23 protein-coding genes are annotated in these 22,098 nt (G+C 71.3%); 13 read left to right on the forward strand and 10 right to left on the reverse strand.

Annotated elements, in window-relative coordinates; genetic code table 11:
- Positions 1–845: 845 nt before the first annotated feature.
- From ACWDEN_RS20290 to ACWDEN_RS20320, 7 genes are all read left to right on the forward strand, one after another.
- Positions 846–1,904, forward strand: coding sequence for a BMP family lipoprotein (locus ACWDEN_RS20290; RefSeq protein ID WP_450859807.1), 1,059 nt, complete (start codon positions 846–848; stop codon positions 1,902–1,904).
- A 236-nt stretch (positions 1,905–2,140) separates the two neighbouring features.
- Positions 2,141–3,667, forward strand: a complete 1,527-nt coding sequence (locus ACWDEN_RS20295) for an ABC transporter ATP-binding protein (RefSeq protein WP_351606209.1) — start codon at positions 2,141–2,143, stop codon at positions 3,665–3,667.
- Positions 3,664–4,791: an ABC transporter permease gene (locus ACWDEN_RS20300; RefSeq protein WP_351606009.1), complete on the forward strand. Its 1,128-nt coding sequence runs from the start codon at positions 3,664–3,666 to the stop codon at positions 4,789–4,791. The genes ACWDEN_RS20295 and ACWDEN_RS20300 overlap by 4 nt, the downstream gene beginning before the upstream one ends.
- On the forward strand, positions 4,791–6,077 hold the full coding sequence (locus ACWDEN_RS20305; RefSeq protein WP_351606012.1) for an ABC transporter permease: 1,287 nt from the start codon (positions 4,791–4,793) through the stop codon (positions 6,075–6,077). Before ACWDEN_RS20300 ends, ACWDEN_RS20305 begins: the two co-directional genes overlap by 1 nt.
- Positions 6,074–6,472 carry a cytidine deaminase gene (locus tag ACWDEN_RS20310; RefSeq protein WP_351606015.1) on the forward strand — a complete coding sequence of 133 codons (399 nt, stop codon included), beginning with the start codon at positions 6,074–6,076 and terminating at the stop codon, positions 6,470–6,472. Before ACWDEN_RS20305 ends, ACWDEN_RS20310 begins: the two co-directional genes overlap by 4 nt.
- 75 nt (positions 6,473–6,547) lie before the next feature.
- Positions 6,548–7,831, forward strand: a complete 1,284-nt coding sequence (locus tag ACWDEN_RS20315) for a thymidine phosphorylase (protein WP_450859808.1) — start codon at positions 6,548–6,550, stop codon at positions 7,829–7,831.
- Positions 7,832–7,926: 95 nt separating this feature from the next.
- Positions 7,927–8,511, forward strand: coding sequence for a Uma2 family endonuclease (locus tag ACWDEN_RS20320; protein ID WP_351606019.1), 585 nt, complete (start codon positions 7,927–7,929; stop codon positions 8,509–8,511).
- A 7-nt stretch (positions 8,512–8,518) separates the two neighbouring features.
- Here the strand turns inward: ACWDEN_RS20320 and ACWDEN_RS20325 are convergent, their stop codons facing one another.
- The gene (locus ACWDEN_RS20325; protein WP_351606022.1) at positions 8,519–9,439 is read right to left on the reverse strand and encodes an AEC family transporter; all 921 of its coding nucleotides are present in this window, start codon (positions 9,437–9,439) and stop codon (positions 8,519–8,521) included.
- A 67-nt stretch (positions 9,440–9,506) separates the two neighbouring features.
- On the opposite strand from ACWDEN_RS20325, the gene ACWDEN_RS20330 reads away from it, so the two are divergent.
- Positions 9,507–9,893 carry an STAS domain-containing protein gene (locus ACWDEN_RS20330; protein ID WP_351606025.1) on the forward strand — a complete coding sequence of 129 codons (387 nt, stop codon included), beginning with the start codon at positions 9,507–9,509 and terminating at the stop codon, positions 9,891–9,893.
- On the opposite strand, the gene ACWDEN_RS20335 is transcribed toward ACWDEN_RS20330, so the two are convergent.
- Entirely contained in the window at positions 9,777–10,790 is a 1,014-nt protein-coding gene (locus tag ACWDEN_RS20335) for a sigma-70 family RNA polymerase sigma factor (protein WP_351606028.1), read from the reverse strand. The two genes, ACWDEN_RS20330 and ACWDEN_RS20335, sit on opposite strands and share 117 nt — an antisense overlap.
- A 121-nt stretch (positions 10,791–10,911) precedes the next feature.
- On the reverse strand, positions 10,912–12,213 hold the full coding sequence (locus ACWDEN_RS20340; protein WP_351606031.1) for an MFS transporter: 1,302 nt from the start codon (positions 12,211–12,213) through the stop codon (positions 10,912–10,914).
- Between the two features lie 63 nt (positions 12,214–12,276).
- Here ACWDEN_RS20340 and ACWDEN_RS20345 point away from each other — a divergent pair, with 63 nt between their 5' ends.
- On the forward strand, positions 12,277–13,236 hold the full coding sequence (locus ACWDEN_RS20345) for a LysR family transcriptional regulator (protein WP_351606033.1): 960 nt from the start codon (positions 12,277–12,279) through the stop codon (positions 13,234–13,236).
- 3 nt (positions 13,237–13,239) lie between these two features.
- Here ACWDEN_RS20345 and ACWDEN_RS20350 read toward each other — a convergent pair whose 3' ends face one another.
- A complete protein-coding gene (locus tag ACWDEN_RS20350) occupies positions 13,240–14,001 on the reverse strand; it encodes an alpha/beta hydrolase (protein WP_450859809.1) in 762 nt (253 codons plus the stop codon).
- Positions 14,002–14,135: 134 nt separating this feature from the next.
- Here ACWDEN_RS20350 and ACWDEN_RS20355 point away from each other — a divergent pair, with 134 nt between their 5' ends.
- Positions 14,136–15,299, forward strand: coding sequence for an adenosine deaminase (locus tag ACWDEN_RS20355; protein WP_351606038.1), 1,164 nt, complete (start codon positions 14,136–14,138; stop codon positions 15,297–15,299).
- Positions 15,300–15,446: 147 nt separating this feature from the next.
- On the forward strand, positions 15,447–15,800 hold the full coding sequence (locus tag ACWDEN_RS20360) for an ATP-binding protein (RefSeq protein WP_351606040.1): 354 nt from the start codon (positions 15,447–15,449) through the stop codon (positions 15,798–15,800).
- 98 nt (positions 15,801–15,898) lie between these two features.
- Here ACWDEN_RS20360 and ACWDEN_RS20365 read toward each other — a convergent pair whose 3' ends face one another.
- From ACWDEN_RS20365 to afsQ1, 5 genes are all read right to left on the reverse strand, one after another.
- Entirely contained in the window at positions 15,899–16,099 is a 201-nt protein-coding gene (locus tag ACWDEN_RS20365) for a PspC domain-containing protein (RefSeq protein WP_351606043.1), read from the reverse strand.
- An 89-nt stretch (positions 16,100–16,188) separates the two neighbouring features.
- Positions 16,189–16,752, reverse strand: coding sequence for a VanZ family protein (locus ACWDEN_RS20370; protein WP_351606046.1), 564 nt, complete (start codon positions 16,750–16,752; stop codon positions 16,189–16,191).
- 115 nt (positions 16,753–16,867) lie between these two features.
- Entirely contained in the window at positions 16,868–17,485 is a 618-nt protein-coding gene (locus ACWDEN_RS20375) for a hypothetical protein (protein WP_351606049.1), read from the reverse strand.
- Positions 17,485–19,089: a HAMP domain-containing sensor histidine kinase gene (locus tag ACWDEN_RS20380; RefSeq protein ID WP_351606052.1), complete on the reverse strand. Its 1,605-nt coding sequence runs from the start codon at positions 19,087–19,089 to the stop codon at positions 17,485–17,487. The genes ACWDEN_RS20375 and ACWDEN_RS20380 overlap by 1 nt, the downstream gene beginning before the upstream one ends.
- Positions 19,086–19,763: a two-component system response regulator AfsQ1 gene (gene afsQ1, locus ACWDEN_RS20385; protein WP_067041772.1), complete on the reverse strand. Its 678-nt coding sequence runs from the start codon at positions 19,761–19,763 to the stop codon at positions 19,086–19,088. The genes ACWDEN_RS20380 and afsQ1 overlap by 4 nt, the downstream gene beginning before the upstream one ends.
- A gap of 240 nt (positions 19,764–20,003) precedes the next feature.
- On the opposite strand from afsQ1, the gene ACWDEN_RS20390 reads away from it, so the two are divergent.
- The gene (locus tag ACWDEN_RS20390) at positions 20,004–20,744 is read left to right on the forward strand and encodes a SigE family RNA polymerase sigma factor (RefSeq protein WP_069779063.1); all 741 of its coding nucleotides are present in this window, start codon (positions 20,004–20,006) and stop codon (positions 20,742–20,744) included.
- Between the two features lie 166 nt (positions 20,745–20,910).
- Here ACWDEN_RS20390 and ACWDEN_RS20395 read toward each other — a convergent pair whose 3' ends face one another.
- A complete protein-coding gene (locus ACWDEN_RS20395) occupies positions 20,911–21,546 on the reverse strand; it encodes a uridine kinase family protein (protein ID WP_450859810.1) in 636 nt (211 codons plus the stop codon).
- Positions 21,547–21,671: 125 nt separating this feature from the next.
- On the opposite strand from ACWDEN_RS20395, the gene ACWDEN_RS20400 reads away from it, so the two are divergent.
- Positions 21,672–22,055: a hypothetical protein gene (locus ACWDEN_RS20400; RefSeq protein ID WP_351606058.1), complete on the forward strand. Its 384-nt coding sequence runs from the start codon at positions 21,672–21,674 to the stop codon at positions 22,053–22,055.
- Positions 22,056–22,098: the final 43 nt, after the last annotated feature.

Here is a 22,098-nt window from a genome sequence, read left to right on the forward strand (position 1 = left end):
TTGGGTGAGAGTCCGGCGCGGCCCTGAGGCGGGAAGATCGGCGCGCCCCGGAGGCCTGGTCCGGGGGCTTCGAGGCGTGAGTCCGGCACGGGCCGGAGGCGGGAGGCCCGGGCGCCCCTAGGTGGGAGTCCGGGCCCCGAAGCGAGAATCCGGTGCGGGCCCGGGGCTGCAGTCCGGGGAGGCTCGAGGCCGGAGTCCGGGGCCTGAGGTGGGAGTCAGGCGTGGCCCCGGGGCAGGAGGCTGGGGCCCCGAGGCGCGGGCGGCGGGCGCGCCCGCCGCGGCGGGACCTCAGAGGGGATCGAGGCGGAGACCGGGCTCGGGCCCCGAGGCGGGATTCCTGGGCGAGCCCCGAAGCGGGAGACCGGCGCGGGACCGAGGCGTGATACCGGCGCCCTCCGGAGGTGGGGGACCGGCGCCCCCCGGAGGTGGGAGACCGGTGCGCCCGGAGGTGGGAGACCGGTGCGCCCCCGAGGTGGGAGACGCGCACCTCCGACGCTGCAGTCCGGGAGCCTCGACGCGGGAGGCCGGGCGTCTCGACACCGGAAGGCCGGCCGGGGCCTTCGGGGGCGGGGGGCGGGGCCCCGAGTGTCCTTCCCCTGGGCGGCGCAACACACTCGTAAGCCATTCGTACACGCTGTGCAACAGCGCCATGAGAGGGCCGAGAGGCCGAGTTCAGACGCTGTTTGCCTCGAATCGATAACGGAGTCGCGAGAGGGTTTTTTGCGACATCTACGCGCGTTACGATGCCGCGAAGCCGACGCCGCCGGGGCGTTTCGGCTCGAGCACTGGCATGGTGCTCACATCAAGCGCCGACACGGCGCTCAGGTCAGGTGAAGGAGCCTCCCGTGCGCCGGGTAGCCAAGCTTTCCGCTGCGGCAATCGCCACCGCAGCTCTCGCCGTGACTGCCACCGCGTGTGGCAGCACGTCCTCCGACAACAACGCCAGCCCCTCGTCCTCGGGCAGCGCCAAGGGCGGCATCAAGATCGGCCTCGCCTACGACGTCGGCGGCCGTGGTGACCGTTCCTTCAACGACTCCGCCGCGCGCGGTGCCGACAAGGCCGCGAAGGAGTTCGGCGGTTCCATCAAGGAGCTGACCGCCAAGACCTCCGACACCGAGGCCGACCGCGAACAGCGGCTGTCGGACCTGGCGCAGGCGGGGTACAACCCGATCGTCGCCGTCGGTTTCTCCTACGCGCCGGCCGTGACCAAGATCGCCAAGCAGTTCCCGAAGACCAACTTCGGCATCGTCGACTCGGTCGTGAACGCGAGCAACGTCGACAGCATCACGTTCACCGAGGAGCAGGGCTCCTACCTGGCCGGTGTCGCCGCGGCACTGAAGACCAAGACGGACCACGTCGGCTTCATCGGCGGTGTCGACGTCCCGCTGATCAAGAAGTTCGAGGCGGGCTACGTCCAGGGCGTCAAGGACACCAACCCGAAGATCAAGGTCGACACCCAGTACCTGAGCCACGGCTCGGACTTCTCCGGCTTCGCCAGCCCCGACAAGGGCAAGGCGGCCGCGCAGGGCATGCTGGACAACGGCGCCGACGTGATCTACTCGGCGGCCGGCTCCTCCGGCAACGGCGCGATCGAGGCCGTCAACGGCAAGAAGGGCGCCTGGGCCATCGGCGTGGACTCGGACCAGTACAACATCCCGGGTCTGGCCAAGTACAAGAGCTCGATCCTGACCTCCATGGTCAAGAACGTCGACGTCGGTGTGTACGACTTCATCAAGTCCGTGCACGACGGCAAGCCGCTGGCCGGCCTCAACGCCTACTCCCTCGCCAAGAACGGTGTCTCGCTGGCCACCAGCGGTGGCTTCATCAACGACATCCAGCCCAAGCTGGACGCCGCGAAGCAGAAGATCGTCTCCGGCCAGATCAAGGTCAAGACCACCCCGTGACCCGTCCGGTACGGCCGGACCGCCGATGTGACGGTCCGGCCGTACCGTGGGACTTGAGGCTCGGCGCGGGGGCGCCCTCCGGAGCCCCCCGCCGAGCCATAACAATGTGTCAACTCTACGCGTGTAGCATGGAGTTGCCGCGCTAGCGTCGCCGACGCCCCAGCCCTCCCCTACGCAGCCCCTTTCCCACAGGAGAGTGCGCCATCAACGCGTCCAGCCCTCCCGCTGCCGTCGAACTGCGCGGCATCACCAAGCGTTTCCCCGGCGTCGTCGCCAACCGCGACATCGACATCACGGTCCGCACGGGCACCGTCCACGCCCTGTGCGGTGAGAACGGCGCCGGCAAGTCCACCCTGATGAAGATCCTCTACGGCATGCAGCAGCCGGACGAGGGCACCATCACGGTGGGCGGCGAACAGGTCACCTTCCACAACCCCGGCGACGCCATCGCCCGCGGCATCGGCATGGTGCACCAGCACTTCATGCTCGCCGACAACCTCACCGTGCTGGAGAACGTCGTCCTCGGCGCCGAGAAGCTGTACGGCATCGGCGGCAAGGCCCGGGCCAGGATCAAGGAGATCTCGGACGCCTACAGCCTGAACGTCCGCCCGGACGTGCTGGTCGAGGAGCTGGGCGTCGCCGACCGCCAGCGCGTGGAGATCCTCAAGGTCCTCTACCGCGGCGCCAAGACCCTCATCCTGGACGAGCCGACGGCCGTACTCGTGCCGCAGGAGGTCGAAGCGCTCTTCGACAACCTGCGCGAGCTGAAGTCCGAGGGCCTCACCGTCATCTTCATCTCCCACAAGCTGGGCGAGGTGCTCTCGGTCGCCGACGAGATCACCGTCATCCGGCGCGGCACCACCGTCGGCACGGTCTCGCCGCAGGGGACCACTCCCAAGCAGCTCGCCGAGCTGATGGTCGGCGCCGAGCTGCCCACCCCCGAGACCGCGGAGTCCACCGTCACGGACGTCCCGATGCTGAGGGTGGAGGGGCTGCACCTGGCGCAGACCGACCTCGAGGGCATCGAGCGGATCATCCTGGACCAGATCTCTTTCACCATCCACAAGGGCGAGGTCCTCGGCATCGCCGGTGTGGAGGGCAACGGCCAGTCCGAACTGGTCGAGGCGATCATGGGCATGCGCCACCCGGACGCCGGTGTCGTCACCCTCGACGGCACCGACATCTCCCGCACCCCCACCCGCGACCGCCGCGAGGCCGGCATCGGCTACATCCCCGAGGACCGCCACCGCCACGGCCTGCTGCTGGAAGCCCCGCTGTGGGAGAACCGCATCCTCGGCCACGTCACCGAGAAGCCCAACTCCCGCGGCCAGCTGCTCGACATCAAGGCCGCCCGCACCGACACCGAGCGGATCGTGCAGGCGTACGACGTCCGCACCCCCGGTATCGACGTCACCGCGGCCTCGCTGTCCGGCGGCAACCAGCAGAAGCTGATCGTCGGCCGGGAGATGAGCCACAACCCCAAGCTGCTCATCGCCGCCCACCCCACCCGCGGTGTGGACGTCGGCGCGCAGGCCGCGATCTGGGACTACATCCGCGAGGCCCGTCGCGAGGGCCTGGCCGTGCTGCTGATCTCCGCGGACCTGGACGAGCTGATCGGGCTCTCCGACACCCTGCGGGTGATGTACCGCGGCCGCCTGGTCGCCGACGCCGACCCCGCCACCATCACCCCCGAAGAGCTGGGCTCCGCCATGACGGGTGCGGCCACCGGCCACCTGGAGCACACAGAGGACGACGAGCGATGAACAAGCTGACCTCTCGGATCGACAAGGAGCGGCTGCTCCTCGGCATCGCCGCGCCGGTGCTGGCGGTCGTCGCCGCGCTCGTCGTCACCACCCTGGTGATCCTCGCGACCGGCAAGAACCCCGGCAACGCGTTCAGCGACATGGTGACCTACGGCCTCGCCAGCGACAGCCAGGTCTACATCCTGAACAAGGCGACGACGTACTACCTCGCGGGTGTCTCCGTCGCCATCGGCTTCCGGATGAACCTGTTCAACATCGGTGTCGACGGCCAGTACCGGCTCGCCGCGTTCTTCGCCGCCGTCCTCGGCGGCGCGCTGACCGTGCCCGGCTGGATCGCCATCCCGCTGATCCTGATCTGCGCCATGGCGACCGGCGCCCTGTGGGCCGCCATCGCGGGCATCCTCAAGGTGACCCGGGGCGTCAGCGAGGTCATCTCGACCATCATGCTGAACTCGATCGCCACCGCGATCATCGCCTACCTGCTGCAGCCGGGGAAGCTGGCCCAGCTGGAACAGGGCGGCACCGTCGTCTCCACCAAGCCGCTGCCGTCGTCCTCGTACTTCTTCAGCATCAACACCGGCCCGGCCGGGCAGCTGTGGGGCTTCATCTTCATCGCCGCGGCCGTCGGCGTCGCGTACTGGTTCGTGCTCGGCCGCACCCGCTTCGGCTTCGACCTGCGCACCGTCGGCCAGTCCGAGAGCGCGGCCTCCGCGAGCGGCGTGTCGGTGAAGAAGATGATCGCCACCAGCATGATCATCTCGGGTGCGGTGGCCGGTCTGATCGGCATGCCGACCCTGCTCAACGACTCCTACGCGTTCAGCAACGACTTCCCGGTCGGCGTCGGCTTCACCGGCATCGCCATCGCGCTGCTCGGCCGCAACCACCCGGTCGGCATCGCGCTCGGCGCCCTGCTCTGGGGCTTCCTGGAGCGCACCACCAACCACCTGGAGTTCCAGGGCTACGACAAGGAGATCCTCGGCGTCATCCAGGGCGTCATCGTCCTGTGCGTCGTGATCGCCTACGAGGTCGTCCGCCGCTACGGCCTCAAGCGCCAGCAGCAGAAGGTCGGCGCCGAACTCGCCGCGCAGGCCGCCGCCCCGACGAAGAAGCAGGAGGTGGCGTGATGACTGCCACGATGACCGACACGCCGCCGCCCGCGGCGCCCAAGGCGGCGGGCGCGCCGCAGCGCTCCGGCCGCTCCTTCGGCCAGATCCTCCTGCTCGTCGCGGGCGCGCTGCTGCTCCTGGCCGCGGTCCGCGTGATCACCGGCTCCAACCAGCTCGACTCCGCCGGGCAGGTCAGCGCCGCGCTCGGCCTCGCCGTGCCGATCGGCCTCGCCGGCCTCGCGGGTCTGTGGTCCGAGCGGTCCGGTGTGGTCAACATCGGCCTCGAGGGCATGATGATCCTCGGCACCTTCGGCGCCGGCTGGGTCGGCTGGCAGTCCAACCCCTGGCTCGGCCTGCTGTGCGGCATCGGCTTCGGCGTCCTCGGCGGCCTGCTGCACGCCGTCGCCACCGTCACCTTCGGCGTCGACCACATCGTCTCCGGTGTCGCGATCAACCTGCTCGCGCTCGGTGCCACCCAGTACCTCGCCAAGCTGTTCTTCGCGGGCGGCAGCGCGGCCAACGCGGGCGGCAACCCCAAGCAGTCCCCGCCGGTGGACTCGCTGCCGCAGGTCACCGTGCCCGGCCTCTCCGACGGTCTGCAGTCGCTGGAGAACCACCACTGGTTCCTGATCTCCGACCTCGCCGGCATCCTCGGCGGTCTGATCACCAACCTGTCCGTGATCACGATCCTGGCCGCGGTGCTGTTCGTCGGCAGCTGGTGGCTGCTGTGGCGCACGCCGTTCGGTCTGCGGCTGCGCTCCTGCGGCGAGAACCCGACCGCCGCCGAGTCCCTCGGCGTCAACGTCTACAAGTACAAGTACGCGGCCGTCGCCGTCTCCGGCGGCCTCGCCGGCCTCGGCGGCGCCTTCCTCGCGCTGGTCACCTCGCACACCTACCTCGAGGGCCAGACCGGCGGCCGCGGCTACATCGGCCTCGCGGCGATGATCTTCGGCAACTGGCGTCCGGGCGGCCTCGCGATGGGCGCGGGCCTGTTCGGCTACTCCGACGCGCTCCAGCTGCGCAACGGCGGTCCGACCGTCCACGCGCTGCTGCTCCTGCTGGTCATCCTGCTCGTCGTCCTGGCAGGCTGGAAGCTGTACCGCACGTCGCTGTGGCAGGGCGCGGTCAGCCTCATCGTGGCCGCGCTGGTCCTGCTCTGGTACCTGGTCACCGACGAGGTCCCGAGCGACTTCGTGGGCGCCACGCCGTACGTCGTCACCCTGCTGGTGCTGTCGCTGTCGGCGCAGCGTCTGCGGATGCCCAAGGCGGACGGCATGCGCTACCGGAAGGGCCAGGGCAAGTGACGGCCGCCGACTTCGACTGGGAGGCGCTGCGGGAGGTGGCGCGCGAGGCGATGTCCCACGCGTACGCCCCCTACTCCGGCTTCCCGGTCGGTGTGGCGGCCCGGGTCGACGACGGCCGCACGGTCACCGGCTGCAACGTGGAGAACGCCTCCTACGGCATCGGCCTGTGCGCCGAGTGCGGCCTGGTCTCGGACCTGCAGCGCACGGGCGGCGGCCGGCTGACGCACTTCACCTGCGTCGACGGCACCGGCGGCCTGCTGGTCCCCTGCGGCCGCTGCCGTCAGCTGCTGTACGAGTTCGGCGGCCCGGACCTCCTCCTGGACACCCCCGAGGGCGTCCTCCCCCTCTCCGAGATGCTGCCCCAGGCCTTCGGGCCCGGGCACCTCTCCTCGTAAGTCCCGTACGGCCCCCCTGCCCCGCTCGCAGGGGGGCCGCACACTTCGCACCTCCCGGAAGGAACCACACCCGCCATGGCCATGGACGCCATCTCCGTGATCCGCACCAAGCGGGACCGCGGCGAGCTGACCGACGAGCAGATCGACTGGGTCATCGACGCGTACACCCGCGGCGAGGTCGCCGACGAGCAGATGTCCTCGCTCGCCATGGCGATCCTGCTCAACGGCATGAACCGCCGCGAGATCGCCCGCTGGACGGCCGCGATGATCGCCTCCGGCGAGCGCATGGACTTCTCCGCCCTGTCCCGCCCGACGGCCGACAAGCACTCGACGGGCGGCGTCGGCGACAAGATCACGCTCCCGCTGGCTCCCCTCGTCGCCGCCTGCGGTGCCGCGGTCCCGCAGCTCTCGGGCCGGGGCCTGGGCCACACCGGCGGCACCCTGGACAAGCTGGAGTCGATCCCGGGCTGGCGCGCGCTGCTCTCGAACGAGGAGATGCTGTCCGTGCTGGAGGGGACCGGCGCGGTGATCTGCGCGGCGGGCGACGGCCTGGCCCCGGCGGACAAGAAGCTGTACGCGCTGCGGGACGTGACGGGCACGGTGGAGGCGATCCCGCTCATCGCCTCCTCGATCATGTCGAAGAAGATCGCCGAGGGCACGGGCTCCCTGGTCCTGGACGTGAAGGTCGGCAGCGGCGCCTTCATGAAGACGCTGGACGACGCCCGCGAACTGGCGACCACGATGGTGGGCCTGGGCACCGACCACGGCGTGAAGACGGTGGCCCTGCTGACCGACATGTCGACCCCGCTGGGCCTGACGGCCGGCAACGCGCTCGAGGTCCGCGAGTCGGTGGAGGTCCTGGCGGGCGGCGGCCCGGCGGACGTGGTGGAACTGACGCTGGCCCTGGCGCGCGAGATGCTGGAGGCGGCCGGGGTCAAGGACGCCGACCCGGCGAAGGCCCTGGCCGACGGCTCGGCGATGGACGTATGGCGCCGCATGATCGCGGCCCAGGGCGGCGATCCGGACGCCGTGCTGCCCACGTCGAAGGAACAGCACGTGATCAAGGCGCCGTCCTCCGGCGTCCTGACCCGCCTGGACGCCTACGGCATCGGCATCGCCGCCTGGCGTCTGGGCGCCGGCCGCGCCCGCAAGGAGGACCCGGTGCAGGCGGCGGCGGGCGTCGAGATGCACGCCAAGCCGGGCGACACGGTGACGGAGGGCCAGCCCCTGCTGACCCTGCACACGGACACCCCCGAGCGCTTCCCGTACGCGCTGCAGGCGGTGGAGGGCTCCTACGACATCGCGGCACCGGGCACCGACTTCACGGCATCGCCGGTGGTGCTGGAACGTATCGCCTGACCAGGGGATTTCTCTTTTGAGTGAACGGGATCGGTGGACCGCCGCCGGTCCCGTTCGGCATGCTGGGATCGGTGACGCACCGATAGGAGACCGCCGTGAGCGCACTCACCGTGAGCCAGGACCCCGACCAGAACTGGGACGACCTCGTCCGGTACTGGGAGGAGATGGAATGGCCCGAGGGCAGCAAGGTGGAGATCATCGAGGGGATCATCACCGTGTCACCCACTCCCGCGTTCCGCCACAACGTGATCGCGGAACGCATCCAGCGTCGCCTCTACTCCGTAATCCCTGACGACTGGGGCATCTTCCAGACACTGTCGATCGCCGTACCTTCACGGCTGGGCATGTTCATCCCGGACCTGCTGGTGACGCTGGTGCAGGAGCCCCCGGAGACGGACTCCTACATTCCCGCTGCCCTCGCCGAACTCGTCGTCGAAGTGACCTCCAAGTCCAACGCGCGCCACGACCGCGTCAGCAAGGCTGCCGCGTACGCCACCGCCGGGATCCCGCTCTACCTCCTCATCGACCGCTGGGCCCCCGGAGGCCCCACCGCCACCCTCTACGGGGAGCCGAAGGGCGATGTCTACCGGGTCCTCAGCGCCGTGAAGTTCGGCGACCCCATCAAGCTCCCGGCACCGTTCGACATCACGATCGACACCAGCGAGTTCCCAGTCGACTGACCCGGCGTCACCCCAACACCGCCGCCACCCCCACCAGCACCGGCACCGACACCACGGTCGACAGCAGGATCGACTCGCGGGCCAGGCCCTCGGCCACGCGGTAGCGGCTGGCGTAGGTGAAGAGGTTCTGTGCGGCGGGGAGGGCCGAGGTCACCACCACGTCCAGCAGCGGGGCGCCGTGGAGGTCGAAGACCGCCGTCGCCAGTGCCCACGCCGCCAGGGGCTGGGCCAGGGACTTCAACACGACGGACAGCAGGACGAGTTGGCGGTCGCGGCCCCGGCCGGGGGCCGAACTGCCGTGCAGCGACATGCCGAAGACCAGCAGGGCCGCGGGGACGGACATGTTGCCGATCAGGGTGAGGGGGTTCATCAGGGGGCCCGGGATCGTCCAGCCCGCCGCCGACACGGCGACCCCCGACAGCGAGCCCACCGCTATCGGATTCCGCAGCGGTGTCCCCAGGCGCCGCCACAGCGTTCCCTTCTCGCCCATGCCCGACAGATCCAGGATCGTCAGCGCGACCGGCGTCACCAGGACCACCTGGAAGAGCAGCACCGGTGCCACCAGGGACGCGTCGCCCAGAACGTACGCCGCGATCGGAATACCCAGGTTGCCCGAGTTCACATAACCGGAGCACAGGGCGCCGATGGTCGTACGGCCCACACCCCAGCGGCGCACCGCACCCACCGCGGCGAACACCCCCGCGACCGCGGCCGTGCTCAGCGCCGTCACCAGCAGCCGTGCCGAGAAGAGCACCGACAGGTCCGCGCGCGCGAGGGTCGTGAAGAGAAGCGCGGGGCCCGCCACCGTGAAGGCCAGCCGGGTCAGCACCTCGCCGCCCTGCGCCCCGAGCGTCCCGCGCCGCCCGAGCACATAGCCCACCCCGATGACGACCGCGATCACCGCGAACCCGCTCAGCACCCCCGTCACACGGCCAACCCTCCGAGGAGAAGAGGGAACTGGTCAATGTGATCTGTGCCGACGGTGATCCGTGGCGATGAGTTACGCCAGGCCCGCCGGTCTACCGCACGTGAAGGCCGAGGAACCCGCCGTGCTCGTGCTGCCCGGCCCCGTCAGCGGGGACGAGCTGGCGTCGCTGTGTGCCCAGGTGCGGATGCTGCTGGCGGGCGGCGGCGCCCGCGTCGTCGTGTGCGACGTGGGCGCACTCGGGCCCCCGGGCCTGGCCGCCGTGGACCTGCTGGCGCGGCTGGAGCTGGCCGCCCGCCGGGCCGGCGGGCGGATCCGGCTGCGGGACCCCGACCCCGCGCTACCCGCCCTGCTCGACCTCGTCGGGCTCCGCTTCCAGATGGAGGGGGAGGCCGAACAGCGGGAACCAGCGCCTGGTGTCGAGGAAGCAGTGGAAACCGGTGATCCGGCCCCCTGACAGCTCCAGCACCTGCACGGCCCAGGGACCGAAACCGCCCTTCTCCTCGTCCGGCTTGTAGTGCGCGAACCCCGGCAGCCCGTTGACCCGCACCGGCAGCAGACGCGACCCGGCGCAGGAGGCGCCGAGCGTCGACATGAAACCGGTGATGTCGGCGGGGCCGCGCAGCCACAGGTCGAACGGCGGCATCGTCATGACGGCGTCCTCGTGCAGCAACGCCGTCAGCGCCGTCATGTCGTAGCCCTCGAAGGCTTTGACATAGCGCTCCAGGAGTTTCTGCTGCTCCTCGTCCAGAGGATCGGACACCGCGCCCTCGGGGCCCGCTTCCGCGCGCTCCGCGAGCGTTGCCCGCGCACGCTGCAGCGCGCTGTTGACCGAGGCCACCGAGGTGTCCAGCAGCTCGGCGACCTCGCTCGCCTTCCAGGCCAGCACCTCGCGCAGGATCAGCACCGCCCGCTGCTTGGGCGGCAGCTGCTGCAGGGCCGCCATGAAGGCCAGCCGGATCGACTCCTTCGCGACGGCGGCCTCCGCCGGATCGTCGACCGTGGGCAGCACCCGCGCGTCCGGCATCGGCTCCAGCCAGGTGTGGTCCGGGCGGGGGGAGAGCGCGGCCTGCGCGAGCGGGGTCGATTCCGTCAGGTCCATCGGTCTCGCCCGCTTGTTGCCCGCCGTCAGCATGTCCAGGCACACGTTCGTCGCGATCCGGTACAGCCACGAGCGCAGGCTCGAGCGGCCCTCGAACTTGTCGTAGCTCCGCCAGGCCCGCACCAGGGTGTCCTGCACCGCGTCCTCCGCCTCGAAGGAGGAGCCGAGCATGCGGTAGCAGTACCCGGTCAGCTCGGTCCGGTGCTTCTCCAGTGCGACGTCGAGGTCCGCCGTCGCCGTGCTGTCGCCCATCGTCCACCCACCCCTGTGGCCGTTCCTGTGGCGCGCCTTCGCGCCCCAGCACCTTGGAAGCTACCGCAGGGCACTGACAATGGCGCCCAGAGTGGGAAAAGCGCAGGTCGGACGGGGCGCTTCAGTGCGCGTTGGCCACGACTGCGCGCCGGGCCGCCACCCGGGCCGCCCGCGTGCCGAGCACCGTGATGGTGACGACCCCGACGACCGCGAGCAGGCCGACCTGCACCGTGCCGCTCCACCCCGCCGCGTGGAACGCCGTCGCGCCGACCGTGCTGCCGACGCTGGAGCCGATGTAGTACGTGGACTGGTACAGGGCCGAGGCCTGGGCGCGGCCCCGCGTGGCCGTCTTGCTGACCGCGGAGGAGGCGACCGCGTGGCCCGCGAAGAAGCCCGCCGTGATCAGCACCAGACCCAGCAGGACCAGCGGCAGCGAGGGGACCAGCGACAGCAGCAGGCCCGCCGCCGTCGTACCGCCCGCCAGGTACAGCGCGCCCCGGCGGCCGAGCCGGCCCACCAGCCGGCCCGCCGTGGACGCCGACACCGTACCCACCAGGTAGACCAGGAAGATCGAGCCGATGATGCCCTGCGGCAGCCCGAACGGCGCGCCCGTCAGCCGGTAGCCGATCACCGTGTACACGCCGCCGAACACCGTCATGAACAGCGCGCCGATCGCGTACAGCCGCCGCAGCAGCGGGTTCGCGAGGTGGTCGCGGACCGTGCCGAGCAGGACGCGAGGCCGCAGCGAGCCCGCCGTGAAGTGCCTCGGCGCCGGCAGCAGCAGCCGGAAGGCGATCGCGCAGCCCACCGCGATCACGCCGATCACGCCGACGGCCACCCGCCAGCCCCACTCCTGGGCCACCCAGCCGGTGATCACCCGGCCGCTCATGCCGCCCACGCTGTTGCCCGCGACGAACAGGCCGATCGCCGTGACCAGCGCCTTCGGCCGGACCTCCTCGGCCAGATAGGCCTGCGCCGAGGCCGGCAGACCGGCCAGCGCCGCGCCCTGCACCGCCCGCAGCACCACCAGCACGCCGAGCGACGGCGCGAACGGCACCAGCAGTCCCACCGCCACCGCGACGGCCAGCGAGGCCGTCATCACCGTACGGCGGCCGAAGCGCTCGGACAGGGCGCTCATCGGCAGGACGAACAGGGCCAGTCCGCCGGTCGCGGCCGCCACGGTCCAGCTCGCCTCGCTCGCCGCGACCCCGAACTCGCCGGAGATCAGCGGCAGCAGGGCCTGCGTGGAGTACAGAAGAGCGAAGGTCGCGACTCCGGCGAGGAAGAGGGCGAGGCTCATCCGGCGGTAGCCGGGGCCGCCCGGAGTCATACGGGAGTCGGAGTCGGAGGCGGAGGTGTCGGAGACGGGGACGGTCGGTGCGGCGCCCACGGTGGTGGACGCCCCGGTACTGGCGGGAGACATGCCACGACCGTAGGTACGGCCCGTCTCATCCGTCCAATGCATGGAATCGCCATAATCGTTCCCATGCCGCATCAGCAGAGCTCACAGCCTCGCCTGTCACCGAACAGTGACACAGAAGACATGTCCGCGATGTCGCGGGTACTGGCTCCCCGCCTCGCGTACTTCGCCGGTGTGGCCCGTACCGAGCACGTCACCCGCGCCGCCCACGAGATGAACGTCCCCCAGTCCACCCTCTCCCGCGCGATGGCCCGCCTGGAGCAGGACCTGGGCGTCGACCTGTTCGCCCGGCACGGCCGCACGGTCTCCCTGACCCCCGCCGGGCGCACCTTCCTCACCTCCGTCGAACGCGCCCTCGCCGAGATCGAGCGGGCCGCGGAGGAGGTACGCGCCGACGCCGACCCGGCCACCGGCAAGGTCGCCTTCGGCTTCCTGCACACCATGGGCGCCGAGACCGTCCCGGGCCTCCTGCACGCCTTCCGCGAGGACCACCCGCGCGTGCGCTTCAGCCTGGTGCAGAACTACGGCGAGGCCATGCTGGAGGGCCTGCGCGCCGGCGAACTGGACCTCTGCCTCACCTCACCCGTCCCCGACGCCCCGGACCTGGTCGCCCGCCGCCTGGACGAGCAGAAACTCCGCCTGGTCGTCCCCGCCGACCACCGCCTGGCCACCCGCCGCCGCGTCCGCCTCGCCGAGGCGGCCGACGAATCCTGGGTCACCCTGGAGGCCGGCTACGGCCTGCGCCGCATCTTCGACGCCCTGTGCCGGGAGGCCGGCTTCCGCCCGAGGGTCGCCTTCGAGGGCGAGGAGGCGGAGACCCTGCGGGGCCTGGTGGCGGCGGGCCTGGGCGTCGCCCTTCTGCCCCCGCCCACAGTCCCCAGGCCCGGGGTCGTGGAACTGTCGGTCACGGCCCCGAGAGCGGTACGGGAGATCGGCGTGGCGTGGCTGGCGGACCGCCCGGACACACCTCCGGTGGCCGCCTTCAAGAGGTTCCTGCTCTCGAGAAGGGGCAGCCTGCTTCCCTGAGCCCTACCGCTTCAACGACTTACCGAATCCCACCGCCAACGGCATCCGAAGCCCGATCGGCGGCGGCGCGGCAAGCGCGTCCTCGACGGGGCGGGACACGGAGTGTCCGAACAACGCCCCCATCATGAAGTCGACGGCCAGGGAGGCGACCTCCTCCCGGTGGCCGTGCAACCCGTGCCCGTCGGAGTGCACTTCGAACCGGCACACCTCCCGGTTGACCTTCTTCGCCCGCGCCGCGAACCGGAACGACAGCTCCGGGTCGGTCCGCTCGTCGTTCGTGCCGTGCACGATCAGCACCCGCCGCCCCACGAGCTGCTTCACCGGCTCGGCGGGCGCGGCGACGTCGTCCTCCGGCAGCCAGGGCGCAAGAGCGACAACGGAGTTGACGGCCTCGTGTCCGCCCGCCCGCAGCGCCGCCCGTCCCCCCATGTCCACCCCGACCAGGCACACGGGAACGTCCCCGTACCGGCGTACGACCTCGTCGGCGGCCCACTCGGCGTCCACGGCCAGATGCGCCTCGCTCCCGTTCCAGCCCCGGCAGCGGTACTGGACGGTATGGACAGCCAAGCCCTCCTCCCGCCCCGCGCGAGCGAACCGCCGGCCCAGCGAGCGCAGCGCGATCGTCGCCCGCACGGGGGACGGCCTGCGGGTGGAGGCCTCCTCCCCGCCGGGGAGCAGCAGCACCGCTCCGCTCACCGCCGTCGGCACCGGGCCGACCGCCTTTCCCAGCCCGGCCGTTCGGACCGGTGTCGCTTGCTGTCCCATGACAGAACAGTGTCAGAAGGGGCGGTGGACGAAACCCGTATGGGCGGTCACCGTTGGGTATCGGCGGAAAACCGCCGCCGCGGAACTGTCGCGTTCGCCGGGATCTCTACGCGCGTAGGCGTTACAGTGCGGAAATGACGAGCCAGACTGCACCAAGTGGGGCCGTTCCGACGCCGGACCAGATCCGCCGGGCACCCAAGGTTCTGCTGCACGATCATCTCGACGGCGGTCTCCGCCCCGGAACCGTCGTCGAACTCGCCCATGCGAGCGGCTATACGGAGCTCCCCGAGACCGATCCGGACAAGCTGGGCATCTGGTTCCGCGAGGCCGCCGACTCCGGCTCGCTGGAACGGTATCTGGAGACCTTCCGGCACACCGTCGGCGTGATGCAGACGCGGGACGCACTCGTCCGGGTCGCCCGCGAGTGCGCCGAGGACCTGGCGGAGGACGGCGTCGTCTACGCCGAGGTGCGCTACGCCCCCGAACAGCACCTCGACATGGGGCTCACCCTCGAAGAGGTCGTCGAGGCCGTCAACGAGGGGTTCCGGCAGGGCGAGCGGCTCGCCCGGGAGAACGGCCGCCGCATCCGGGTCGGCGCCCTGCTGACCGCCATGCGGCATGCCGCCCGCTCCCTGGAGATCGCCGAACTCGCCAACCGCTACCGGGACTCCGGGGTCGTCGGCTTCGACATCGCGGGCGCGGAGGCCGGCTACCCGCCCACCCGGCACCTGGACGCCTTCGAGTACCTCAAGCGCGAGAACAACCACTTCACCATCCATGCCGGCGAGGCCTTCGGGCTGCCGTCCATCTGGCAGGCGCTGCAGTGGTGCGGCGCCGACCGGCTCGGGCACGGCGTGCGGATCATCGACGACATCGAGGTCCACGAGGACGGCTCCGTCACGCTCGGCCGGCTGGCCTCGTACGTCCGCGACAAGCGGATCCCGTTGGAGCTGTGCCCCAGCTCCAACCTGCAGACCGGGGCCGCGCCCTCCTACGCCGAGCACCCGATCGGGCTGCTGCGCCGGCTGCACTTCCGGGCCACCGTGAACACCGACAACCGGCTGATGTCGCACACGAGTATGAGTCAGGAATTCGAGCATCTCGTCGAGGTGTTCGGTTACACGCTGGACGACCTGCAGTGGTTCTCGGTCAATGCCATGAAATCGGCGTTCATTCCTTTCGATGAACGGCTCGCTATGATCAATGACGTCGTCAAGCCCGGATATGCCGAGCTGAAATCCGAATGGCTGTTCCGGCAGACGGCCTCCACCAGCGGTTCTGCCGGTTCGGCGGGATAGCGGCGGTTCGGCGGGGGGACGGGTTGTGAAAGACGGTTCACAAGCCGTCCGCATTTCGGTGTTTGCGGCGGGTGATCGGGCGTGTTTACGGTCGAGGACCGTTCATCGTTTTTGTTCTCCGTCCCCTATTTCAAGGACGCACTCACCATGAAGCACTCTGCCGTCAGGACTCTCGGCGTCGCCGCCCTCGGTGCCGCTTTCGCCGCCGTCGGTGCGGGCGCGGCCAACGCGGCCCCGGCCGTACCGGACGCGACCCCGCCGCTGGACACCGTCTCCAGGACGCTGCCGGCCGGGGACGCCGGCATCGCCCAGCCGGGCACCACCGACGCCCTCTCCCGGGGGCAGGACGCCCTCGGCGCCGGCATGGCCGCCGCGCAGCCGGCCGTCGAGAACGCGCTGCAGGGCGGGGCGACCGGGCCGGTCCACAGCCGCCTCGGCGGGCTGCCCGTGCAGGGCGCGCCCGTGCACGGCCTGCCGGTGAACGGCATCGCGCTCGGCTGAGGCCGGCCGCCGTACGACGCCGTCGGGGCGCCTCGGTCAGGTCCGGGGGCGCCCTGTCGGCGTTTTGCGCACTCCGGTCGCCGGGCGGCAGACGGCGGTCACCAGGCGGTACTCGTCCGGTCCTCGGCCGGCAGCAGGATCCACAGCGCTATGTAGAGCAGGAACTGGGGGCCGGGCAGCAGGCAGGACAGCAGGAAGATCACCCGCATCGTCGTCGCGGAGGTGCCGAAGCGCCGGGCGAGTGCCGCGCACACTCCGCCGATCATGCGGCCGTGGGTCGGGCGGGCAAGGGTGGTCATGTCGGCTCCTCCGTGGTCGTCGGTTCCTGTCGGCTGTCTTCCAGCAGCTGTCTTCGACGATACGGACACGAAGCGGACGAAGCGTCACTCTATGGAGCTATCCCGACCCTGGGAATCGTCGGGGTACGCCCCTGAGACAGCTCCTCCTGGACGGTGACCGGCTCGGCCCCGGTGTGGTCCTGCAGCTGCCACCGCCGCACCCGGGCGCGGCCCGCGGGTACGACCACCAGGTGGGCCAGCGCGACGCCGGCGGTGTTCAGCAGCAGCGAGTCGATGTCCACGACCCGGCCCGGGATGCCGGTCTGCAGCAGGGCGATGCCGACGGAGACCAGGGCGCCGGCGGCGGCCGTACGGATCAGGGAGGAGACCGGGGAGACGGTCAGCCTGCCGTGCGCCATCGGCAGCAGCACGCCCAGCGGGGCCAGCAGGGCCAGGCCCTCGCCGATGGGTCTGGCGGCCTCCGGCCAGCCCAGGGCCAGGTCGGCCCTGATGCCGGCGAGGGGGTGCAGGTTGGGGGGTGACACCCAGGGGACGTCCAGGGGTCGCAGCATCAGCCAGGCGACGAGGGCCAGGTGGGCGACGAGGAGGACACCTCCCGTCACCCGGATACGGATCGCGGCGCTGTCGCCGCCGATGGAGCCTTGACGCTGCACGTCCCCCAAGACGCGCTGCCGCACCCGATCGGTTCCGCCCCGCAACCTTCCGGTTGCCCTGCGCTCCGGAAAGGGGTTTCGCACGGGGAGGACGACCCCGCGCACCCTCGGGCGGCTACTTCCCCGCGACCTCGCTGGACGGCGGTTCGACGCTGCCCGGGCGGTCGCGGACGTCGGCGGTGCACGCGTAGCGGCGCAGCGGTCCGTTGTCCGGACCGCCGAGGATGACCGAGCCGTCGCCCTCCGTCGCCGCCGAGTCGGACAGGGTGCACACCAGCTGCGCCAGGGCGTAGGAGGTGAGCCGGGACGGTGGCGTGCTCAGGTGGAGCGCGTCCTCGGGGTCCCCGTGGCCGGGCCCGCGCACCGTGAGGCCGCCCGGCACGTACGTCGTATAGCCCGCGGAGCGCTCCGCGGCGGACGGGGACGCGGCGAGCTGGTCCAGGAGCCGCTGGGCCACGATCACGCGGCGTCGCGCGTCCGGGGTGCCCTCGGGAACGCCGACCGTCCGGTCGACGGTCACCAGGGACGCCCCGCAGAGCAGGAAGACCTGCACGGGCACGCCCTGCGCGGACTGCGTGGCCCGGTCCGGCCCGGCCAGCGAGCACGGCACCCTGGACGGCGCCGCCCCGAAGTCGGTCGGCACCTGGGTGGCCCGGATACCGCAGCCGGAGACCAGCAGGCCGAGGAGGGGCAGCGCCAGCAGGCGTCGCACGGTCAGGCGTCGTACGGACATCACCCCTCCTTTCCTGAACTTCCCGGGCTTCCGGAGTTTCCGGAAGCGTTCTCGTCGGTCTTCCCGCCCTCGTCGGACTCCTCCGTCAGCCGGGAGGCGTCCCGCGGCAGCCGCAGTGTGAACACCGCGCCGCCCTCGGGCGAGTTGGCGGCGGTGATCTCACCGCCGTGGATGTGGGCGTTCTCCATGGCGATGGACAGGCCCAGCCCGCTGCCCTCGGAGCGCGGCCGGGAGGCGCTCGCCTTGAAGAAGCGGTCGAAGACGTGCGGGAGCACGTCCTCGGGAATGCCCGGCCCGTGGTCACGCACCGCGATGACCAGGTCGTCGCCGTCGATGCGCACCGACACCCGCACCGGCGACCCGCCGTGTTTGAGCGCGTTGCCGATCAGGTTGGCGAGGATGACGTCCAGCCGGCGCGGGTCGAGGCGGGCGTGGATGCCGCGCTCGGCGTCCAGGTCGACCGCGTCCAGCCAGGCCCGGGCGTCGATGCAGGCGGTGATCTGGTCGGCGAGGTCGACGTCGTCCAGGACCAGCCGGGCGGTGCCCGCGTCGAAGCGGGTGACCTCCATCAGGTTTTCGACCAGGTCGTTCAGCCGCCGGGTCTCGCTGACCACCAGCCGGACCGCGGGCTCGATCATCGGGTCGATGCCGCCGGCCTCCGACTCCAGCTCCTCCTCCAGCACCTCCGTCACGGCGGTGATGGCGGTCAGCGGCGTCCGCAGCTCGTGGCTCATGTCGGCGACGAAGCGACGCGAGGCCTCGTCCCGCGCGGCCATCTCCGCGACCCGCTTCTCCAGCGCCTCGGCGGCGTTGTTGAACGTCCGGGAGAGGTCCGCGAGTTCGTCGGTCCCCGACACCCGCAGCCGCGTGTCCAGCCTGCCCTCGCCGAGCCGCCGGGCGGCGACCCCCAGCCGGTGCACCGGTTTCAGTACGGTCGTGGCGGCGGCCTGGGCGAGCAGCGCGGCGCCGATCAGCGCGAGCCCGGTGGCGATGCCGAGCGACCAGGCCAGCGAGTTGAGGTCCTTCGCCTCCGGCTCCAGCGACTTGGCCATGTAGCCCGTGGGCCCGCCGCCGATCAGGCGCGAACCGGCCACCAGGTACGGCGTGCCGTGGTCCACGACCCGCTGCCAGTACAGGTGGTACGGCTCCTTGTTGGCGTCGGTCACCTTCTGCCGCTTGTCCACGGCCGCGCGCAGCGGTTTCGGCACGTCCTCCAGCGAGAAGCCGTTGATGCCGCCCGAGTTGCCGTACACCGTCTTGCCACCGGTGTCCTGGGCGACCAGCAGCACGCTGAAGTGCTGGCTGCTCGCCGCCATCTGGCCCGCCACGCGCTGGAGTTGGTCCTGTGTGGGGTGTGCCGGCAGCGTGCCCGCGCGGTTCTGCATCTCCTGCCGGAAGTCGCGCAGCACCGCGTCCTGGGCGCGGGTGAGCACCGCCTCCCGGTTCAGCCAGTAGGCGATGCCGGACGCCGAGACGGCGGCCGTGAGAGCCACCAGCGCGAAGACGACGACCAGGCGCAGCCTGAGGCTGGTGAACCTGAGCCGCGACAGATTTCCCGTGCGCCCCGCGGCCCAGCCGCGCAGCCCCCCCTGCTCGTCGGTCACTGAGGAGTGTCCAGGCGGTAGCCGACACCACGGACGGTACGGATCAGGGTCGGCGACGAGGGCACGTCCTCGACCTTGGCGCGCAGCCGCTGCACACAGGCGTCCACGAGCCGCGAGTCACCGAGATAGTCGTGCTCCCACACCAGCCGCAGCAGCTGCTGCCGGGACAGGGCCTGACCGGGCCGCCGGCTCAGCTCCAGCAGCAGCCTCAGCTCGGTCGGGGTCAGCTGCAGGTCCTCGCCGTTCTTCGTCACGGTCATCGCCGACCGGTCGATGACGAGGTTGCCGAACGTCGCCGAGTCGCTGGACTCGCGCTCCCCGCGCCGCAGCACCGCCCGGATCCGGGCGTCCAGCACCCGGCCCTGCACCGGCTTGACCACATAGTCGTCGGCGCCGGACTCCAGCCCGACCACCACGTCGATGTCGTCACTGCGCGCGGTCAGCAGGATGATCGGCAACTGGTCGGTGCGCCGGATGCGACGGCACACCTCGAAGCCGTCGATGCCGGGCAGCATCACGTCCAGCACGATCAGGTCGGGCCGCTGCTCGCGCAGCAGCTTCAGACCGTCCTCACCGCTGGCAGCGGTCGCCACCCGGTGGCCCTGGCGCGTCAGGGAGAGCTCCAGGGCCGTGCGGATGGCGTCGTCGTCCTCGATCAGCAACAGGGAAGGCACGGGCTCATTCTGGCCCATGGACGGGCTGTCGTACGACCCGCCGACACCGGGCCTTCCCCACCGCCACCATCTGTGCACTTCCTGTGACGATGCCGGGCCGGACCCCTGTGACAGGTCTGTGACAGTCGGCGGACACGTCCATGAAGTCGCCCCGGCAGTCTTTTGGGCACGGGCAGGGCGGCCAGCCGAGCCGGCCCGGGCAGGACCGAACGACCGGAAGTCCACCACGGGGAGCGCGAGATGAACACGCTGCACAGCATCAGCACCAGCGCCGTAATCACGCGACTGCACGATGTGCACCGGGGTTCCGAGAAGTCCGGTGCCGTGAGCGGGCGGGGGTGCGCTCGCGGCACCGGGCGTCAGCACACCGCCTACATGACGGTGGTTGACGCGCACACGGGGGAGACGCACGGGGGATCCGCGTACAGGGAGGACTCGGGGGAGCAGCGCCGTTCCCTGACGGAGGCGGAGTTCACCGCCTACGTCCAGGAGCGCCGCGCCTCCCTGTACGCCACCGCCTACCACCTGACCGGCGACCGCTTCGAGGCCGAGGACCTGCTGCAGAGCGCGCTGTTCTCGACGTACAAGGCGTGGGACCGGATCAGCGACAAGGCCGCGGTCGGCGGATACCTCCGCCGCACCATGACCAACCTGCACATCAGCGCCTGGCGGCGCCGCAAGCTCAACGAGTACCCGACCGAGGAACTGCCGGAGACGCCCTCCGACACGGACGCGATGCGCGGCACCGAGCTGCGCGCGGTCCTGTGGCAGGCGCTGGCCCGGCTGCCCGAGCTCCAGCGCACCATGCTGGTCCTGCGCTACTACGAGGGCCGTACGGACCCGGAGATCGCGGAGATCCTCGACATCAGTGTCGGCACGGTGAAGTCCAGCATCTGGCGCTCGCTGCGCCGGCTGCGCGAGGACGAGGTCCTCAGCTTCGGCCGTGACGAGGAGGACGCCTTCGGCGAGCTGGTCGCCTGAAGGTCGGGGGTCACCGGGAGGTGACCCGACGGGGGACACGGGGGAAAACGGAGGGGGACACGGGGGAGCACCGGGGGAGGGCCCACGGGGGAAACGGGGGAGTGCGCGAAGCGGGACTGGAGGGTCGGGGGGCCTGTCCAGTCCCGTTTCCGTTTCCGTACGGCGCTCACGCCACCGTCTGCCGACGGGCGTGCCGCCCCGCCGCGGCTGCCGCGAGCCGCCCCAGCGCCTCGTCGCGGTCGCACGGATGCGCGCCCAGCGACACCTGGCGGGCGACGATCGAGCGCTCCGCGCGCATCAGCCGCCAGCCGCGGCGCAACAGGAACGGCACCGACTTGCGGCCCTCGCTCAGATCCCGCAGGAACCGCCGCCGGAACGTGGTGAACGGCCCGCGGCTCAGGCACAGCGCGTCCGCGAGCACGCCCAGTTCCCGGCAGCGCGCGACGATCTCCGCGGCGAAGATGCCCTCCGCTATGAACAGCGGGGTACGGCCGATGTGCAGCGTCTCCTCGCCGGTACGGGCACTCAGCGCGATGTCGTACACCGGCACCGGTGCCGAACCCGTGGCGCACAGCCGGGCGATGGCCTGCACCGCGACCTCCGCGTCCCATGACTCCGGGTGGTCCCAGTCGATGTCCGAACTCCCCTCCACCAGGGGCAGAGTGGGGTCGTCGCCCTCCTTGTAGAAGTCGTCCAGACGCAGGACGGGAAGCCCGGAACGGGCGGCGACAAGGGACTTGCCCGAGCCCGAGGGGCCGCACAGCAGCACGACACGGGCGGGGGACGGGGGATGAATGCTCACGGAACACCAGTTTGACGCATGGCGGCGCGCCTGCCGACCCCGCGGGTCGGCTTTTGAGCGTGACTCCCGCCTCAACTACCCTCTGTGTCGACCGTTTCACCCTGAGTATCAGAAGGTGACCCCGCATGACACGACACACGTCCCCCCGCAACCACACCGCGCGGCGCGCCCTGATCGTCCTCGCGACCGCCTCGGCGGCGCTGGGTGCGGGCGTGGCGACGGCGTCCGCGGACGCCGCTCGCGTCCCGGACGTGCCCTTGCGGCCCGCTTCGCTCGGGACGATGGCCCCGCAGGCCGGCACCCAGGTGCCGGGACTGACCGACTACGCCGCCATCCCCGTCCAGGCCCTCCAGTACACCCCGGTCGCCCACACCCGTGTCATGCCGGGGGACGACGGCGACCTCGGCGGCCTGACCGGACCGCTCGCCCGGATGGGCCCGATCGGCGCCGTCCCGGCGGCGGAAGGACTCGGGGGAGTGCTGGGCGGCCTGACCGGAACCGAGGGCTGACCGCGGACGAGAGAGCCGCGCCGCCCCTCCGTCCAGGGGCGGC

The sequence above is a fragment of the Streptomyces sp. NPDC001153 genome (assembly GCF_053598315.1).

Coding starts and splice junctions, on each gene's coding strand:
- ACWDEN_RS20300 (WP_351606009.1), top strand. CDS start 3,664: ATGAACAAGCTGACCTCTCGGATCGACAAGGAGCGGCTGCTCCTCGGC.
- ACWDEN_RS20305 (WP_351606012.1), top strand. CDS start 4,791: ATGACTGCCACGATGACCGACACGCCGCCGCCCGCGGCGCCCAAGGCG.
- ACWDEN_RS20315 (WP_450859808.1), top strand. CDS start 6,548: ATGGCCATGGACGCCATCTCCGTGATCCGCACCAAGCGGGACCGCGGC.
- ACWDEN_RS20330 (WP_351606025.1), top strand. CDS start 9,507: ATGAGTTACGCCAGGCCCGCCGGTCTACCGCACGTGAAGGCCGAGGAA.
- ACWDEN_RS20335 (WP_351606028.1), bottom strand. CDS start 10,790: ATGGGCGACAGCACGGCGACGGCGGACCTCGACGTCGCACTGGAGAAG.
- ACWDEN_RS20340 (WP_351606031.1), bottom strand. CDS start 12,213: ATGTCTCCCGCCAGTACCGGGGCGTCCACCACCGTGGGCGCCGCACCG.
- ACWDEN_RS20345 (WP_351606033.1), top strand. CDS start 12,277: ATGCCGCATCAGCAGAGCTCACAGCCTCGCCTGTCACCGAACAGTGAC.
- ACWDEN_RS20350 (WP_450859809.1), bottom strand. CDS start 14,001: ATGGGACAGCAAGCGACACCGGTCCGAACGGCCGGGCTGGGAAAGGCG.
- ACWDEN_RS20355 (WP_351606038.1), top strand. CDS start 14,136: ATGACGAGCCAGACTGCACCAAGTGGGGCCGTTCCGACGCCGGACCAG.
- ACWDEN_RS20360 (WP_351606040.1), top strand. CDS start 15,447: ATGAAGCACTCTGCCGTCAGGACTCTCGGCGTCGCCGCCCTCGGTGCC.
- ACWDEN_RS20365 (WP_351606043.1), bottom strand. CDS start 16,099: ATGACCACCCTTGCCCGCCCGACCCACGGCCGCATGATCGGCGGAGTG.
- ACWDEN_RS20375 (WP_351606049.1), bottom strand. CDS start 17,485: ATGTCCGTACGACGCCTGACCGTGCGACGCCTGCTGGCGCTGCCCCTC.
- ACWDEN_RS20390 (WP_069779063.1), top strand. CDS start 20,004: ATGAACACGCTGCACAGCATCAGCACCAGCGCCGTAATCACGCGACTG.
- ACWDEN_RS20400 (WP_351606058.1), top strand. CDS start 21,672: ATGACACGACACACGTCCCCCCGCAACCACACCGCGCGGCGCGCCCTG.